Consider the following 18420-nt stretch of genomic DNA (forward strand, 5'->3'; position numbering starts at 1 on the left):
GTAGTCTGGTACAAGGTTTAGAATTGGATTAAAGAAGAAGGCTAGAGGTCTGTTGCTTCATGATAGACGCAATGAAAGGGGAGGAACCATGGCACACAATCTTGCATCCGTACCAGCAACCAAAGTCAAACCGGATAACGGCAGCAAAACCATAAAAGATAGCTTTTCAATCTCCGGGATGGGTTGTTCAAGTTGTGTTGCCAAGATCGAAAAAACCCTCAAAAAGACTTCAGGGGTGGTCCACGCACAAGTGAACTTTGCCAGTGAAACTGCAACCGTCGAGTTTTCCCAAGGACAAACCGACCGCCAAAATCTTATCCAGACAATTGAGGCCCTTGGGTATAAAGTCGCTGATCAGCAATCTGACGATCCGGTCGCAGAAGAAAAACACGGCCGAGATTCAGAATTGAAAAAGTTACAACTCAAGTTTCTTCTCGGACTGGCTCTTGTGATCCCCCTGTTTATCCTCATGCATTGGGACAATATGGGACTTACGACCATTTTTCCCCTCACCAAACAGAACAATTTCCTGCTGCAATTCATCCTGCAAACGCCGATCCAGTTCTGGGTCGGTTGGCAATTTTATCGGGGAGCATGGAATGCGCTGAAAAACAGAACCAGCGATATGAACACTTTGATTGCGACAGGAACCAGCGCAGCATACATTTACAGCGTTTTAGTAACCTTTATCCCTTCTCTTTTTACGGCGGCTGGGATCGCTGCAGAAGTCTATTTTGACACCGCTGGGATGATTATTGTTTTGATTCTCCTCGGTCGTTTCCTGGAAGCCAGAGCCAAGGGGCAAACGTCTGAAGCAATCAAGAAACTCATCGGACTGCAAGCTAAGACCGCACGGGTCATCAGAGCAGGAGAGGAGATTGAAATCCCGATTGCAGAAGTGGTCATCGGCGATACCGTTATCGTTCGTCCCGGAGAAAAGATTCCCGTCGACGGGGTCATTATTATGGGAACATCTGCGGTTGATGAATCGATGATCACTGGCGAGTCAATCCCGGTCGAAAAACAGATCGGAGATGAAGTGATTGGGGTAACGATCAATAAGACTGGGAGCTTCCACTTTAAGGCAACCAAGATTGGTAAGGACACCATGCTTGCCCAGATCATTCGCATGGTTCAGGACGCCCAAGGGTCTAAACCACCAATCGCCCGGATGGCGGATATTATCGCGGCCTACTTTGTCCCCGCAGTCATCGTGATTGCGCTGCTCACCTTTATCGTCTGGCTCTCTTTTGGTCCAGATCCAGCCTTGACCTATGCGTTACTCAATTTTATTGCGGTGATGATCATCGCCTGTCCATGTGCCCTCGGGTTGGCAACCCCGACGGCGATCATGGTTGGAACTGGCCGTGGCGCCGAATTAGGAATCCTGATCCGCAGTGGTGAGGCGTTAGAGACAACCCACAAGTTGGGTACCATTGTCCTGGATAAAACCGGAACGATCACCAAAGGGGAACCTGCCGTAACCGATCTGCTGGTTCTTGATGGATTCGACAAAACTGAACTTTTACGTTTAGCAGCATCCGCAGAAAAAGGCTCAGAGCATCCCCTGGGTGAAGCAATCGTTCGCAGGGCGAAAAGAGAAAATCTTGTTCTTGCACCCGTGGCTGAATTTAGCGCGATTCCGGGTCAAGGGATCAAAGCACAAATTAATGGATGTAACCTACTGCTGGGAAATATTCATTTACTCAATGACAATCAAGTTTCCCTGGGAGAGCTCGAAGGACAAATTACAAACTTGGCCAAGGAGGGTAAAACCCCGATGCTGGTCGCCGTCGATGGCAAAGCTGTGGGTGTCATCGCGGTTGCAGATACGGTTAAAGAAACCTCTACCCGAGCCATCAAGGCCTTACATCAACTTGGGCTGGAAGTTATCATGCTCACCGGAGACAATCGCAACACCGCTGAAGCCATCGGTCGTACTGTGGGTGTCGATAGGGTTCTGGCTGAGGTCTTGCCAGATCAGAAAGCGGCCGAAATTGAAAGACTTCAAGCCGAAGGTAGGCAGGTCGGCATGGTCGGTGATGGCATCAACGATGCGCCGGCCCTGGTTCAGGCGGATGTCGGGATGGCCATTGGGACCGGAACAGATATCGCGATCGAAGCCGCTGACATCACCTTGATCAGTGGCGACCTCACTGGAGTTGTCAACGCGATCGCTTTAAGCAAAGCCACCATCCGCAACATCAAGCAGAACCTGTTCTGGGCCTTTGCTTATAACGCTTTGCTGATCCCTGTTGCAGCAGGAGTTCTGTTTCCTTTCTTCGGGATACTTCTCAATCCAATGTTCGCCGCAGCCGCAATGGGGGTGTCATCGTTAACCGTGGTCAGTAATGCGGTAAGGCTGAGACGGTTTAAAGCTCCCGTCATTCAGCCGGGATAAGGCCACATGATTTTTCCCATCTAAAACTAACCCTGGAGTATACTTTATAGAACAGGAAACCGATCAGTTTAAGGCAAGAGAAAAGGGAGAAGACATGGACGGGTTGACAATAGGCAAGGTTGCAAAAGCAGCAGGTCTCGGGATTGAAACAGTCCGTTTTTATGAGCGGGAAGGATTGATTAAACCCCTTGCCAGGAGTGCCTCTAATTATCGACTCTATACCGATGAGGGGATTGTCCGGTTGCGTTTTATCAAGCGGGCCAAGGCTTTGGGATTTACCTTGCGTGAAATCAAGGAATTACTCTTTCTGCGTGCTGATCCTGATGCAACAAAGGGGGACGTCAAAACGCAGATTGAAGAAAAGATTCTTGATATTAATGCTCGCATCAAAGACTTACAGAAAATTCAACAAACACTCAAAACTCTTGATTCCTGCTGTGATGGTCATGGCTCTACGGCTGATTGCCCCATTCTTGCCGCACTGGAAGGGACAGGAGAGTTAGATAAAGCACCGCGTCAAAAAACATAGGGAATTCAACTCAAAGGGGTGTCATATCTGCTTTCTTGAGGTGCCCGGGGTGTAAAGACAGCACAAGTCAGTTTCCATTCAGGAGGCATATGAAACCTCATTACCGGATTTTCACGATCGCCCTGTTCATTGCCGTCATCTCGTGGTTACACTATTCGACAACTATTCATGCTGATCATTACCACGACATCTACCGACGGCTTTACTATATCCCCATCGTCCTTGCCGGTCTCTGGTTCCGCTTGCGAGGAGGCATTGGAGTGGCTCTGGTGGTGTCATTGATTTATATGCCTCACATCTTGCTGCAATGGGGGCAGCAAAGAAACCTCCCTCTGGAACAATATCTGGAACTGCTCCTCTACAATGTCATTGGCGCCCTCACCGGATATCTTGCACAGAAAGAGTGGTTGCAGAAGACTCGTTATCAAGAAACCGCCCGCAACTTAGAAGAAAGTTATGGTCAATTGCGGGAACAGACAGACATGCTCATCCGCAGCGAACAACAACTTGAAAAAGCAACGCGCCTTTCTGCTCTGGGGGAGCTGTCCGCAAGCCTTGCCCATGAAATCCGCAACCCATTGGCCTCAATCCGACTGTCCTCCGACAATCTTCGCGATTCGGCAGCAAACCATCCAGACAAGATTGAATATTTGGATATTCTCAGCACCGAAGTGCAACGACTCAATCAGGTGGTCGAACAATATCTTTCTCTGGCCCGTAATGGAAAAGCTCAACAGCAGCAAGTTGATCTCAACCAGACACTCGAAGAGGTGCTGCAGTTGGTTCGCCAACAAGCGACTGGCCAAAACGTCGAGTTAATCTTTGAGGAGACAGAACAACCACCTCTGAATGGTGAACAGGTTCAACTCAAGCAAGCATTTCTCAATCTCGCCCTGAATGCTCTGCAAGCAATGCCAGACGGTGGTACCCTGCGTATCAGCAATCGCTTCGATAAAGACCTCCTGACAATCATTTTCGCAGATACCGGTCACGGCGTTGCGCCAGACAAACTGGAAGAGATATTTGCCCCCTTTTATTCGACCTATAACAGCGGTACTGGTCTCGGTCTGGCCATCACCAGACGGATCATCGAATCACACGGTGGCAAAATTAACGCCAAAAACAACGGCACCGGAATGCTTTTCTGCATCAATCTGCCAGCAGCTGGGAGCGAACATGACTAAGAGAGAGACAGTTCTAGTTATTGACGACGATGACTCTCTGCGTCGGGTTATCGAACTCACGCTTAGAAACTCAGGCTATCAGGTCGCTACAGCGGTCAGTGGCGAAACAGGTCTACAACTATTTGAACAACGACATCCGACTGTCGTCATCACCGACGTACAGATGCCAGATCTGTCAGGATATGAAGTTCTTGCCCGTATCAAAGACCGCAATCCTGCCACCATCGTCATCGTCATTACCGCCTTCGGCACTATTGAAAAAGCGGTTCGGGCCATGCGTGAAGGAGCCCACGACTATATCACCAAACCGTTCAGCCGTGACGAGCTTAAGCAGGTTATTGCCCGTGCCCTGAAATATAGGGATAGCTGCCTCTCAAGCCCTGTCACAATTGAAAACACAACCACTGATACATCACAAATACTGGGCCACAGTCCTGCTATCGAAAAACTGCGCACCATGCTCGATCAAGTCGCAAAGAGCAACTCGACAGTGTTGCTAGAGGGGGAAAGTGGCGTCGGCAAGGAAGTCTTCGCTCATGAAATTCACCGCCTCAGCGTTTTGGCTGATGGCCCTTTTATCCCCGTTAACTGCGCAGCAATCCCTGCGGAATTACTGGAAAGCGAGTTATTCGGCCATGTTAAGGGCTCCTTTACCGGGGCATTGCAGAACCGTACCGGTAAGTTTGCGCAAGCCGAAAACGGGACTCTGTTTCTCGACGAGATCGGTGAACTCCCGTTGGCGCTCCAACCTAAGTTGCTCCGTGTCCTTCAAGAGCGCGTCATTGAACCGGTTGGAGGAACGGCAAAAGCGATCACGGTCCGTGTTATTGCTGCGACTAACCGTAATCTGGAACAGGCACTTGCCGAGCAAAGCTTCCGGGAGGATCTTTACTACCGTCTGGCAGTGATCACTCTCGATCTGCCACCTCTTCGTGAGCGCGGTGACGATATCAACCTTTTTATTCGCCATTTCATGAACCAGAAGGGGGGAGAACACGTCACCATCGACGAAGCCGCCATGAATATGCTTTGCAGTTACAACTGGCCTGGCAATATCCGCGAGCTGGGTAATTGCATCGAACGGATGCTGGTTCTACGCATTGACGACCGGTTGACATCTCTCAACCTGCCTGCAAAAATTCGCAAACACAGTCAGGCCATTGTCACTCCCGACAATCTGCACCTTCCTGAACAGGGGATGGCCTTAGCAGATCTGGAAAAACAGGCCATTATTAATGCCCTCGACAAAAACAACTGGAACCAGTCGAAAGCAGCGTCATTTTTACAAGTTCCCCGCCACACGTTAATTTACCGCATGGAGAAATACCAGATTCCCAAAAAACGTCAGGCAGATTGAATCGTCGATGCCAGCAAACCTTATTTTTGGAGACTATTCTACAGGTCACTGTAGAATAGTCTCCAAAACCCATCTCTTAACATCCTCGGTAAAAATGTCTAACTGTCTGATATGCCAAATTTAACCTTATTGGCATAGTTTATGTTAGTGGTTCTTCTCTGAAGCAGTTTTTGGTGACGACAATCGACCTCACCGGTTTTAACCCCTGCAGGAGAACACCCCCATGAAATTTATATCTGTTTTTGCTGCACTGGTCAGTCTCTGTTTTACCGTGTCAGCAATGGCCGAACAGCCAACCGATCCGCCATTGCTGGCAGAGTTACTGACTAGTGCGGAGCAGAACAACCCGACTTTACATGCAGCCCAAGAACAAGTTGGGATTGCCGCAGCGCGGATCGATCAGGTCTCAGCGCTTCCTGACCCACAACTGTCGATCAGCTTGTTGAACTATCCGACCAACAATCTGAGAAACGACACATCGCCGATGACCGGCAACGATTTTAAGCTCTCCCAGATGCTTCCCTTTCCTGGAAAGCTAGCAACCAGAGGAAATTTGGCCCAGCAGCAGAAACTCTGGACTCAAGCAAAATATGCTGATCTGGTTCTCCAAATTCGTCAACAGGTGCGGGATCACTGGTACCAGTTAAGCTTTCAAAAACAGGCAATCATTTTGACTCAAGCCAATATCGCTCTGCTTGACGACGTGATTCGCCTCACGGAAACTCGTTATCAAGTCGGCAAGGGGCTGCAGCAAAATGTCTTAAAAGCGCAAGTTGAAAGATCGCTTCTTTACGATCGCCTCCTTGGCTTACAAGCCGACGCTGAAATCAGTCAAGCGCAGCTCGTCAGTTTGACAGGGGGGTCCCCTGAACTGGTTCAAAAGAAGATTCCGGTGGCGGCTAAAATCGCCGTTATTCCGACCCTGAACAATCTGATGCAGCAAGCGCGTGACAACCGTCCACTTTTTGCTGCTTTTGATGCGCTGATTACCCAAGAGAAGCAGAGGATCAAACTTGCCAAACTCGATTATCGACCCGACATTAACCTCTGGGCCAGTTATCGTTTCCGCAGTGATACTCTGGCCGACGGTGGAGATGATTCCATTAGTGCCGGCTTCAGTATTAATCTCCCTTTTCCCGTAGCTAAACGGCGTGCAGCGCTGAGTGAAGCCGAGTCAGCCTTGCGCCTTGCCTACCGTCAACGTGATGAGTTTTCTCGTCAGGTAGATTTTGAACTCCATCGCAACTTGGCCCGACTGCAACAAGCACAGAAGCTGATCAATCTCTACAGTAATGGGGTCATTCCCCAGGCCGAGCAGACTTATCACGCGACTATGGCTGCTTATCGGGTCGATAAAGTCGATTTTCTAGCTCTGACTGATTCCCTCATGACCCTCTATCGCTATCGTATCGATCAAACACGTGCTCAGTCCGATGCACACCGCAGTCTTGCTCGTCTTCGGGCAACCGCCGGACTTGACCAGTCTACTTCCGCAAAATTTCAACAACTCAAAAAGGACGGCCCCCATGCGTAAGCTACTTTTACCCCTTTTGACCCTGCCGTTGGCATTCACAATGATCGCCGGGCTCTGCTGGTTGGTCGTCTCTCTATCTGAATATCATTTACGTCACTTTGATTTTACCCGTAGTTCATTTGCTGCAGAAAAAAAAATCAAGTACTGGGCAGCACCAATGGACCCGACCTATATCCGCAACAAACCAGGCAAATCACCTATGGGTATGGACTTAATCCCCGTTTACGAAGATGACGTCCAGAACGGTTCTACCATCAGGATTGATTCGGTGACCACTCAGAACATGGGGGTGCGGACGACGCCGGTCATCAGGGGAGATATCGCGCAGCGGGTTAGGACTGTCGGTCTGATTGACTACGAGGAGTCAAAACAGTATTCGGTCAATGCCAAGATTTCTGGCTGGGTTGAAAAGCTCTACATCAACGAAACAGGTCAACAGGTCAAAAAAGGAGATCCTCTGCTTGCCATCTACAGCCCTGATCTCGTCGCGGCCCAACAAGAGTTGATTCTGGCAAAGGAAAACGCCGACGCTCTCTCAAACAGTAACCTTCCAGACATTTCCAGTGGCGCACAACGACTGCTTGAAGCTTCACGTCAACGCTTAAAGCTCTGGGACATTTCTGACACGCAAATTGCCAAGATTGAACAAAGTGGGCAGACACAAAAACGCATGACCCTCTACTCCTCTTACTCTGGAATCATCTCGCTAAAAAAGGTCAATGAAGGGATGTATATCAAATCGGGAATGGCACTATTTGAAATTTCCGATATCTCGCGTATCTGGATTTATGCCGATATTTATGAGAGCGATCTGCCTTTCGTCAAGATCGGTCAGAAAGCGAGTGTTTTACTTCCGTATGCCGGAGAGAAACTGCGGCCAGCCATGGTCAGTTATCTCTATCCTTATGTCGAAGCCAAGACCCGCACGGTCAAAGCACGTCTGGAATTTGCCAATCCAGACATGAGCCTGCGCCCAGAGATGTATGTCAATGTCGAGATTCAAACCCAGCCACAACGTGATGTGCTCCTCATTCCGGCTGAAGCGGTGTTGAATTCGGGGGACAAACAGCGGGTTTTTATCGCCCTCGGTGAGGGGAAATTCTCCCCTCGCGACGTCGAGACAGGAATCCAGGGGGACAACGATATGATCGAAATCAAATCAGGAGTGGATCTCGGCGATCAGGTTGTAGTTTCAGCCCAGTTCATGTTCGATTCCGAAAGTCGCTTGCGTGAAGCCATCAATAAAATGCTGGAACCGAAAAACGAGAAACCTGTTGAGAGTGACAAAATTGAGGATTTATTTGCGGAACCTATGACCCAGCAAACGATCAATGACCTCTTTTAACCTGTCGTCTTGGCGTTAAGGATATCAAAATGTTGGAAAAGATTATCACCCTCTCGATTCGCAATAAATTTCTTGTCATCCTGGCGACAGTCTTTCTGGTCATCGGTGGTCTCTATGCCATCATAAATACGCCGCTCGATGCGATCCCAGACCTCTCTGATGTTCAGGTTATCGTCTTCACCGAATATCCGGGTCAGGCACCACAGGTGGTCGAGGACCAAGTCACCTATCCGCTGACCACACAGATGTTGGCGGTTCCCTATGCCAAAACCGTACGCGGGTATTCTTTTTTTGGTCTCTCCTTTGTCTATATCATCTTTGAAGACGGCACCGATATGTACTGGGCACGCTCTCGGGTACTCGAATACTTGAATTACGCTGCGGGCAAGTTGCCCACAGGAGTTACTCCGAGCCTCGGACCTGATGCTACGGGGGTTGGCTGGGTCTACGAATACGTGTTGGAGAGCGAAAATCACGACCTACAGCAACTGCGTTCCATTCAGGACTGGTATCTACGTTATGAGTTGACATCTGTTGATGGTGTCTCTGAAGTTGCGAGCATTGGTGGACATGTCAAACAATATCAGGTCAAGGTTGACCCGAACCGCTTGGCAGCATATGCCATCTCACTTTCACAACTCCGTACAGCGATTAAACGCAGCAACAATGACGTCGGTGGCCGTCTGATCGAAATGGCTGAAACCGAATTCATGGTGCGCGGACTGGGCTACATCAAATCGGCAGCCGACCTCGAAGAAGCTGTGGTTGCAACCGACAAGCGTGGCACGCCAATTCTGGTCAAGGACGTCGCTAACGTCGAGATTGGTCCCGAACTGCGCCGTGGGCTCGCCGAACTCGATGGCGAGGGAGAAACCGTCGGTGGCGTCATCATCATGCGTTACGGCGAAAACGCCCTGAAGACAATCGAAAATGTCAAACTGAAGCTCAAACAACTCCAGGCCGGACTCCCGGAAGGCGTCACAATCAAGTCGGTCTATGACCGCAGCGGTCTGATCACGCGCGCAGTTGATACTCTCAAAGAAAAATTACTTGAAGAGAGCATCGTCGTTGCAATCGTCACCCTACTGTTCCTTTTTCACATGCGCAGCGCCTTGGTGGCGATCTTCACCCTGCCGGTCGCAATTCTGGTTGCCTTCATGATCATGTACGCCCAAGGAATCAACGCCAATATCATGAGTCTTGGTGGCATTGCTATCGCGATCGGCGCAATGATTGACGCTGCCATCATCATGATTGAAAACGCACATAAGCACTTAGAACACAAAAGTCCTGACGAAGCACACTGGGATGTTATCCTCAAAGCCTCTAAAGAGGTCGGGCCATCACTCTTCTATTCGCTATTAATCATCACCGTCTCTTTTGTTCCGGTCTTCACCCTGACCGGGCAATCAGGGCGCATGTTCAAACCGCTTGCCTATACCAAGACCTACGCCATGGGAGCTGCGGCCCTTCTCGCGATCACTCTGGTTCCAGTGTTGATGGGGTGGTTAATCCGTGGTCGCATTCCTTCTGAAACAGCCAATCCGATCAATCGAATGCTGATCCGAATCTACCATCCGGTGGTGGATTTTGTTCTCAAGTGGCGCAAGTTGGTCCTGATTTCAGCGGTACTATTGACTGTCTCAATTGCCATACCATTGCATCAGATCGGCTCGGAATTCATGCCACCACTCTACGAAGGTGATCTGCTCTACATGCCAACGACACTTCCGGGGGTATCGATTAGTAAAGCACGTGAGATTCTGCAGCAAACAGATCGAATTATCAAAAGTTTTCCTGAGGTCGAACATGTCTTCGGCAAAGTCGGCCGCGCCGAAACCGCGACCGACCCAGCCCCTTTATCCATGCTCGAAACAACCATTATGCTCAAGCCCGAGAAAAGTTGGCGTAAAGTCAAGGTTGAGCGCTTCTATTCGACATGGAGTGAACCTTTTGACTGGTTGAAGAACCCGTTGCGTCTGGTCTGGCCTGAGGAGACAACGATCAGTGTCGAAGGTCTAAAAGCTGAACTGGACAAAGCAATCCATTTTCCAGGCCTGACGAATGCCTGGACCATGCCGATCAAAACCAGGATTGATATGCTCTCGACTGGGATCAAAACACCCGTTGGTATCAAAATCATGGGGGATGATCTGGAGATCTTAAACCGTCTGGGTGAAGAGGTTGAAGCGGTGATGCGCAAAGTTCCGGGAACCCTTTCAGCGTTTTCCGAGCGGGTCGTCGGCGGCAACTATCTCGATTACGAGATCGATCGATTGGCCGCTGCACGCTACGGCTTAACGGTTGGCGATATCCAGGACGTCATCCAGACCGCGATCGGGGGGATGAACGTCACCCAAACCGTTGAAGGGTTAAAGCGCTACCCGGTAAATCTCCGCTATGCACGCGACTACCGCAACAACCTGTCAGAGCTCAAGCGTATTCTGATTACCACCCCACAAGGGGCTCGTATCCCAATCGGGCAGGTTGCAAAAATAAGCATAAAAAAAGGCCCACCAGGGATAAAAAGTGAAAATGCACGCCGAACAGCATGGGTATACGTCGACATGACTAGCAGCGATATCGGCCGCTTTGTCAGGAGCGCGCAGGAGTCAGTTGCAGCGCAGGTCAAGATGCCACCGGGCTACAATCTGGTGTGGAGTGGAGAGTACGAATATATGCAAGAGGCGAATCAGCGACTGCAGTTGGTGATTCCACTCACGATCATGGTGATTTTTGTCATCCTTTATTTGAGTACCAAGTCCCTGATCAAAACCGGCATCATCTTTATTGCCGTACCGCTATCTCTGGTCGGTTGTTTCTGGTTCCTCTGGTTCCTCGGCTATAACAGTTCGATTGCAGTCTGGGTCGGTGTCATCGCTTTAGCCGGGATCTCAGCAGAAACAGGTGTCGTCATGCTGCTGTATCTCGACCTGGCTTATAAGCTGTGGAGTGATAGAGGACGAATGGAGACGCGTGGCGATTTGGTTCAGGCGATTCATCATGGCGCGGTTAAGCGCATCCGACCAAAAGTCATGACCATCGCAGTGATCATCGCTGGACTTGTACCGATTATGTGGAGCCACGGGGCCGGGGCCGACGTTATGAAGCGCATTGCGGCACCAATGATCGGTGGCGTTGTGACTTCGGGAATGATGGAATTACTGGTCTTCCCGGTTATCTACTTTCTCTGGCGTGGAATCAAGCTGAACAAAGACATGAATCCAACTTCAACCGAAGGAATAGAAGAGATTGATACTTATATTGACCGGCCAATACGCAAGGAGCCCAATCAGGTGGCATGAAGCAACCGTAAACAATATTGAACGCTTAGAACATAAATGGGTTAAAGGCCCACAACCAACAAGGAGATACAAATGAAAAAAATGATTATTCTAGCACTACTGGCCCTGTCCGTTTCTCTAAACGCCATGGCAATGAAAAGCATGGATCATAGCAGCATGGACATGGGGGGAGTCATTATGTTGCAAGATGATGAGGTCGAAGGTGTAAAGGCCGCAGCTCATCTCATGGATATGAAGGACGGCATGGGACGGATGTTGATGGTCATGTTCACAGATGTTAAAAGCGGTGCGCTGATAAACGAAGGGCAATGTGCAGTCAAAGTCGAGTCCCCAGACCAGAAAATCAGCAACCCACAAATGATGATGATGAGCGACAACATGTTCAATTCTGGAGTCAAATTAGAGCAGAAAGGGAACTACAAGTTCACCATTGGTACAAAACTATCTGACGGTCAAAAACGCAGCTTTAATTTCAATTACGTTAATCAATAGACCTTTAAAATTGCTATCCCCCGGAGTGAGGGCAGTGAATACTCTGCTCCGGGGTCAATTAGCCTTGGCACAAGGCCATAGACTCAAGCAACGGGAACCATCATCTCATCATCACTAAGTAAACCACATCTTCACATGGATGATTCCATGGCCTGGACTTTTTCAACCATGAGAGCCAGCAACCCTTCATATCCTTCCTGACGGATAATTTCACCGTAACTGGAACGATAATTTTTAACCAGACTCACCCCTTCTATGACCAGATCAAAAACCTGCCAAACATTGTCGACATAAATCATTTTGTACTGAACGGGAATTTCCAGTTCTTTTGCAACGATCACGGTATCAATAATAGCTTTATCATCCTTAACTCTTTGCTTCAGGTACTGAACCGTCCCAGTGGAATAGTCATCAATGCGACTCAGATAGGTGCCTTCAAGAATCTTGACAAACAAATCTGAAAAACGTTGCTGTTGCTCTGCGCTTGCACCATCCCAATAGGAACCGAGAGTCCGCCGAGCCATGGATGCGATATTCAGGTACTCCTGCACCTGGCCACTGATCTGAGCCCTTTTTTCTGTTGCACTCAGGTCCGGCTGCTGTAACACATTGAGAACCGTATCGACCATTTGCTTCACCCGAGCCTGTGGCTGCGGCAAAGCAAAACATGAAGCAGAACAAAGGAGAATCAACAAACCACAGAATAGTATTATTTTTTTCATCACTAAAATCCAATCCAATCAAAGGGATTTAAAAGATCACTGTCAAACAACGGTCCTTTAAAGATATTGACATTATACGTATCTTCTCCCACCTGCGCCAGACGGCGCTGCGCATAGGCAGCACGGATAAACAGGTAGGGGTCTAGAGAATCGTGAACAATCCCCTCATAGGTTTCCCGGTCAAGGGATAACCGATTCTCGGCATCTAACATCTTGAATCCCATCTGTTCAGACGTCTTCAAGTGAGAATACCTGAGGGGGTCAGCATAAGAATCGACAAAGACTCCGGTGGCATCACGCAAGCTGGATGGCCCGACAATCGGCAATACCAGATAAAACCCATGTCCGACACCATAGAAACCCAACGTCTGGCCAAAGTCTTCAACCGTTTTTTTCACACCCCCGACAGATTCTGCCGGATCAAACAATCCGAGGATGCCAAAGGTTGAGTTGATAACAAAGCGGTAGGTTTCGGTTCCAAAATCCCGAAACTTGAATTGTAGCAGCGCATTTCCTGCCCGAATAGGTGTCGCTAGATTTGCAAAAAAGTTTCCAACTGAGACCCTGGCTGGTCTTGGTGTGACCTGACGATATCCTCTGGCGATGGGTTTAAACAGGTAGAAATAGAGCTTATCATTGACCCAGAACGTGCCGCGATTTAAAGGCTGCAAAGGATCGGCAATCAACCTTTCGGTCACAACTGGAGCATCAGAGAACTCATCACCGAATGCGGCATCAAAGTCGTCGGCCCCAACGATGCTCACACCAAAAAGGCTGACAAAAAAACAGAGAATAAAGAGACGTTTCAACATTAAAGAATTCCCCCGATCAAGGCTAAATCCGCTTTTCCACGATAAACAAAAATGGTGCCTGGAGTCGATTACTCACTTTCATCTGTAAAACATGAAAGATAGAATCATCCAATTCAGCTAAAAATGTATCCACTGCTGCCCCTTCCTCCGCACCACCGGGATAGCCTGGGTAAACAGCCAAAGCAAGGCGGCCACCAACAGCGAGCAAGAAACACGATTGCTGCAGGGCAAGAAGCGTTGATTCAGGACGAGTGACCAGTTCCTTTTTGCCGCCAGGAAAGTAGCCCAAATTGGCGATAATTCCTTTTGGAGATTTCGGAAGCGCTTTGGAGATTTCGACATGGCTTATCTGCAGCAGATCCACTCCCGGCTCACATGGTAAGGGACAATTATCCTGCTGTTGAAACCGGACTCGAGCGCCAGCGGCAGTCAGTCGCTCACCGGTGACCGCTATCGCCTGAGGTTGAATATCAAAAGCAATAACCTGCCCCGCAGATCCAACCATTTTATACAACGCCAAGGTGTCCTGACCAGTCCCAGCGGTCAAATCGACCGCAAGATCTCCCGCCTGAACAACTTCAGAGAGAAGCTCGTGAGTCCAATCGACCATCCGGACTAAAGCACGCTTCAACTTCTTGTAACTCTCAACTTGGCTTCGATCAGTTGTCGGTGAGATAAACCAATCAATGAACCTAATTGCCTCATGAGAGCGTCTTCGTAGCAATCTAAACGCCCGTCAACATAAACCAATTGCCACAGAGCTTCGATGATGCGTTCTTTTTCCACCTGGGTAAATCCTTTGTTAATTTCACGCGTAAATTGATGTAAATCACGGCTGGAGTGACGCGTTTCTTCAGCTAATTTCAATAGCCCATCGAGTGATTCTTGCGATACCGCAAAGTGTTCTTTTAATAGCTCTCCCAGCAACGCTTGTTCGTCTGGATGAAATTCACCATCCGTATTTGCAACTTCAAGCAGCAGCACCGCTGCTGCCAACGGAATACGCTCTGCTGCTGGAGATTCGACCTGATTTGTTGGTGTCGCAAAAGCTTGTATAAGTCTCTTTAACATCTAACTTCCATTCATTTTTTGTAATAAATGACACGCGCTTTTTCAAGGGTAATCATCCCCCCCTGTAACATGTCATTCAAATGGGGAATAATACTCTCTATTTTCTCTTCGCTGTCAACGACTTCGATGACCAGCGGTAGGTCTTGAGATAGGCAGAGCAGTCGGTCGGTATGTAGAACTGAATTCGCGCCAAACCCTGCGATACCTCTTAAAACCGTGGCACCAGCAAACCCTTCTGTTTGCAAGAACTCCAATAGGACTTCATATAGGGGCTTATTCTGATGCCGATCCGCTTCACCAATAAAGATTCGCATCAGGGTTTGTTCACCATCTAAACTCTGCATAATTTGACCTCTAATAATTCTAAAAAATGAGAATCAAGTCAATTGACGAGCGACAAAAACACCCAAAAGTGCAAACAGTAAACAGACAACGATATTCAATGAAATATTCACCCCTGCCTGCCAGAAACTGCCATCTTCTAACAATCGGAGGGTTTCATAAGAAAAAGTTGAAAAAGTTGTAAATCCACCCATGAAGCCAACCGTCAAACCAACCCGTATTTCTGGAGAAAAAAAAGCGCTGCGCAGACCGAAGGTCATCAACAGAGCAAGGAGGAACGAGCCGACAACATTAACGAATAATGTCCCATATGGCAAACTGCGGCCACAGAGTTGATATGTCCAGCTCGAAGCCAGATAGCGTGCCATGCAGCCCAACCCGCCGAAGATACCGATGTAAAACAACTGCATATAAAGTCCCAGTCAACAAGATGCCGATAAAACCTGAACATTATCGGGTAGTAAATAACCAATGTCAATCAACATATGAGCTCCTGTGTGCAGATCTCCAACCAGCATAATTACGTAAGATAGATTGACAAATGCGACCATATTCCGTAGCTTCTTCGCATCAACGACTACCTCAGAGGAATGTTCATCATGAAACAAGTATATAAATGGCTAATCCCGTTCCTGATCTGCCTACTCTTGGCTGCATGTGGGGGCTCTAAAGCTAAACCCGAAAACTCAGCGGAAAAATATTTTCGGGAAGGCGAAAAGAACTTTGAAAGCAACCTGATTGATGATGCGATAGCTTCTTGGGAAAAAGTTCGGGACACTTTCTACTCCCCTGAGCTTAGCATGCTCGCAGAATTAAAGATTGCCGAAGCCTACTACGTGTCAGAACGGTATGAAGAAGCAGCACTTGCTTATCAAGATTTTTTAAAACAACATCCCAGTGATTTTCGCTCTGCAATGATTCACTATCGGATGGGGCTTAGCTATTATCAGCAAATCCTCTCTCCGGACCGGGATCAAACCAGCACCAAAAATGCCATGAAAAGTTTTCAAAAGTTGATAACACAATTTCCCAACGATCCCCATGCTCAAGAAGCTCGAAATCTCATCCAACGTTGTCGCACCCGCTTGGCGGAGCATGAAGTTTATGTTGGACAGTTTTATTTAAAACGCAAACAATACCAACCTGCGATTAAGCGCCTCGAAGGAATCCTGGAGACCTTCCCTGACTATTATTATCGTGATGAAGCTTATTTCTACCTGCTCAAAGCCTATCTCATCACGGAACAACGGGATAAGGCACAGATAATATACGATAAACTGCTTACGGAATTTTCAGGGAGTGATTTTGTCGAGGATGCGCAAGAGTTATTCGCTGAGAAATAACCGAAACCCAAATTATAAGCCATTTTAAAATGCCACCGGAATCAATTTCTATTTCATTGATTCCGGTTTTTTTGTGCCAATCTCAGACATACCAGAAATGATAATTAAATCCTTGTATTCATATTTCCACTTGACTTGATAGAGCTCAGCGTATATAAGAAACGCTGTTCTCTTTTTGGTGAAAGCAACATCATCATAAAAGCGAGAGTGGAAAGCATATCACGATACTTTTTCTTTATTTATCAACTAACTAGATACAAAGTTTAACAACATAGCGCTGTTTTAGCAGCATTTTCAACCGGTGCTTAAGCATCATTGTCCTTTTTATAGGAGGAGAGAGAATGTCCGAGTTCGGAACCCTTGAAGATCGCGTTCGCCGTAAGTCATTGCTCAGCAAAACCATGTCAGCAACTGACTGCATCAAGTTCTTTAAAACTGGTCAAAATCTACTCTGGTCTGGCTTTACCCCTGCTGGGTATCCAAAGGCAATCCCAATTGCTTTGGCAGATCACGTCGAAGCCAATAACCTTCAAGGAAAATTGAAGTTTAATCTCTTTGCCGGTGCCTCTGTTGGTGCCGAAACAGAGGATCGGTGGGCAACCCTCGACATGATTGATCGTCGTTGGCCTTACCAAACAGGTAAAAACATTGCCAAAGGGATCAATACTGGCCGTATCCGGATGGGCGACAAGCATCTGGGTCTCTTTGCTCAGGATATCAGTTATGGTTTCTATACCGAAAATGGTCGTTATGATATCGGCATCATCGAAGTTTCAGCCATCACTGAAGATTGTGGGCTGGCGTTGACATCCTCCTGCGGTATCGTTGCAGAAGCCATCAACCTGTGCGACAAGATTATAATCGAAGTCAACACCGGGCAACCATCCTTCGAAGGCCTGCATGATATTCACATGCAACAGAAGCCACCACATCGGGCACCGTTCCTGATTACCGAAGCTCACACCCGCATCGGCACCCCGTATGTCCCATGCGATCCAGACAAGATCATCGCTGTTGTGGATTCAAAGTATCGTGATAAAGGGCGTGCGTTTGCCGGCCAGGATGATACTTCTGACGCTATCGCCGGGCACCTTATGGAGTTCTTCGCCCATGAAGTCAAGAAAGGTCGCTTGCCAGAGAATCTTCTGCCTCTCCAATCAGGGGTTGGTTCTATCGCCAATGCTGTTGTTGGTGGACTTGCCAATGGTCCCTTCACGAACCTGAGCGTTTACACCGAGGTGCTACAAGATACTATGCTCGACTTCTTTGATTCGGGCAAATTGAACTTTGCTTCAGCCTGCTCACTCTCTTTGTCAGAAGACCCCGGCTTCCCACGTTTCTTCGATAATTGGGATAAGTATTTTGGCAAATGTGTACTGCGTCCACTGTCAATCTCTAATGCCCCTGAGCCGATCCGTCGTCTCGGTTGTATCGCCATGAACACTCCAGTAGAGTTTGATATTTATGCCCATGCCAACTCAACTCTTGTTGGTGGTACCCGGATGATTAACGGTCTGGGTGGTTCCGGTGACTTCCTGCGGAACGGCTACTTGAAGATTATGCACAGCCCTTCAACTCGCCCAAGCAAGACCGACCCACATGGCATCACCTGTGTCGTGCCAAAAGCGCCACACATTGACCATACTGAGCATGATCTTGATGTTCTGGTCACTGAGCAAGGTCTGGCTGACTTGCGTGGCGTCGCACCTAAAGAGCGCGCTAAACTGATCATCGAAAAATGCGGCCATCCAGAATACAAGCCGATCCTTAATGACTATCTGCAGATGTCTTCTAAACATTGCCTGGAACGCGGCGTAGGTCACGAACCACAAATGTTTGACCGTGCCTTCAAAATGCAGCAGAATCTTGCTGAAAACGGCACCATGCGGATCAAAAACTGGGATATAAAAGTCGATCTTTGCGAATAGTCGAGTCTCGATAATGTTCATCAAAAAGCCCCGCCGGATTTTCCGGCGGGGCTTT

General features: G+C 48.3%; 16 protein-coding genes. 10 read left to right on the plus strand and 6 right to left on the minus strand.

All coding sequences use genetic code 11. The annotated features are described in order from the left end of the window. The first annotated feature begins 88 nt into the window (after positions 1–88). The 8 genes from BLU87_RS03195 to BLU87_RS03230 all read left to right on the plus strand — a co-directional run bounded on the left by BLU87_RS03195 (position 89) and on the right by BLU87_RS03230 (position 12147). Positions 89–2401 (plus strand): heavy metal translocating P-type ATPase, encoded by a 2313-nt coding sequence (locus BLU87_RS03195; RefSeq protein WP_092344672.1) that lies wholly within the window; start codon positions 89–91, stop codon positions 2399–2401. 94 nt (positions 2402–2495) lie between these two features. After that, positions 2496–2930, plus strand: a complete 435-nt coding sequence (locus tag BLU87_RS03200; RefSeq protein ID WP_092344674.1) for a heavy metal-responsive transcriptional regulator — start codon at positions 2496–2498, stop codon at positions 2928–2930. Between the two features lie 89 nt (positions 2931–3019). Continuing rightward, entirely contained in the window at positions 3020–4114 is a 1095-nt protein-coding gene (locus BLU87_RS03205; protein WP_092344676.1) for a sensor histidine kinase, read from the plus strand. After that, entirely contained in the window at positions 4107–5471 is a 1365-nt protein-coding gene (locus tag BLU87_RS03210; protein ID WP_092344678.1) for a sigma-54-dependent transcriptional regulator, read from the plus strand. Before BLU87_RS03205 ends, BLU87_RS03210 begins: the two co-directional genes overlap by 8 nt. A gap of 223 nt (positions 5472–5694) precedes the next feature. Then, positions 5695–7005, plus strand: a complete 1311-nt coding sequence (locus BLU87_RS03215) for a TolC family protein (RefSeq protein ID WP_092344680.1) — start codon at positions 5695–5697, stop codon at positions 7003–7005. Continuing rightward, entirely contained in the window at positions 6998–8350 is a 1353-nt protein-coding gene (locus BLU87_RS03220; RefSeq protein ID WP_092344682.1) for an efflux RND transporter periplasmic adaptor subunit, read from the plus strand. Before BLU87_RS03215 ends, BLU87_RS03220 begins: the two co-directional genes overlap by 8 nt. A 29-nt stretch (positions 8351–8379) precedes the next feature. Further along, positions 8380–11655, plus strand: coding sequence for an efflux RND transporter permease subunit (locus tag BLU87_RS03225; protein WP_092344684.1), 3276 nt, complete (start codon positions 8380–8382; stop codon positions 11653–11655). Between the two features lie 72 nt (positions 11656–11727). Continuing rightward, complete coding sequence (locus tag BLU87_RS03230; RefSeq protein WP_092344686.1) at positions 11728–12147, plus strand: hypothetical protein; 420 nt, start codon at positions 11728–11730, stop codon at positions 12145–12147. A gap of 131 nt (positions 12148–12278) precedes the next feature. On the opposite strand, the gene BLU87_RS03235 is transcribed toward BLU87_RS03230, so the two are convergent. The 6 genes from BLU87_RS03235 to crcB are packed head-to-tail and all read right to left on the minus strand — an operon-like array spanning position 12279 to position 15504. Then, positions 12279–12869: an MlaC/ttg2D family ABC transporter substrate-binding protein gene (locus BLU87_RS03235; protein ID WP_092344688.1), complete on the minus strand. Its 591-nt coding sequence runs from the start codon at positions 12867–12869 to the stop codon at positions 12279–12281. Positions 12870–12871: 2 nt separating this feature from the next. Further along, complete coding sequence (locus BLU87_RS03240; RefSeq protein ID WP_092344690.1) at positions 12872–13681, minus strand: MlaA family lipoprotein; 810 nt, start codon at positions 13679–13681, stop codon at positions 12872–12874. 22 nt (positions 13682–13703) lie between these two features. Further along, complete coding sequence (gene mnmM, locus BLU87_RS03245; protein WP_092344692.1) at positions 13704–14312, minus strand: tRNA 5-(aminomethyl)-2-thiouridylate-methyltransferase MnmM; 609 nt, start codon at positions 14310–14312, stop codon at positions 13704–13706. After that, positions 14309–14752 carry a tellurite resistance TerB family protein gene (locus tag BLU87_RS03250; RefSeq protein ID WP_092344694.1) on the minus strand — a complete coding sequence of 148 codons (444 nt, stop codon included), beginning with the start codon at positions 14750–14752 and terminating at the stop codon, positions 14309–14311. The genes mnmM and BLU87_RS03250 overlap by 4 nt, the downstream gene beginning before the upstream one ends. A gap of 11 nt (positions 14753–14763) precedes the next feature. After that, positions 14764–15096: a DUF190 domain-containing protein gene (locus BLU87_RS03255; protein WP_092344696.1), complete on the minus strand. Its 333-nt coding sequence runs from the start codon at positions 15094–15096 to the stop codon at positions 14764–14766. A gap of 33 nt (positions 15097–15129) precedes the next feature. After that, positions 15130–15504: a fluoride efflux transporter CrcB gene (gene crcB / locus BLU87_RS03260; RefSeq protein ID WP_092344698.1), complete on the minus strand. Its 375-nt coding sequence runs from the start codon at positions 15502–15504 to the stop codon at positions 15130–15132. A gap of 189 nt (positions 15505–15693) precedes the next feature. Between crcB and BLU87_RS03270 the strand changes: the two genes are divergently transcribed. After that, positions 15694–16437: an outer membrane protein assembly factor BamD gene (locus BLU87_RS03270; RefSeq protein ID WP_175498253.1), complete on the plus strand. Its 744-nt coding sequence runs from the start codon at positions 15694–15696 to the stop codon at positions 16435–16437. A 341-nt stretch (positions 16438–16778) separates the two neighbouring features. Then, the gene (gene scpC, locus BLU87_RS03275; protein WP_092344704.1) at positions 16779–18365 is read left to right on the plus strand and encodes a succinyl-CoA:acetate CoA-transferase ScpC; all 1587 of its coding nucleotides are present in this window, start codon (positions 16779–16781) and stop codon (positions 18363–18365) included. Positions 18366–18420 lie beyond the last annotated feature (55 nt).

Source organism: Desulfuromusa kysingii (assembly GCF_900107645.1).
GTDB classification, from domain to species: Bacteria; Desulfobacterota; Desulfuromonadia; order Desulfuromonadales; family Geopsychrobacteraceae; genus Desulfuromusa; species Desulfuromusa kysingii.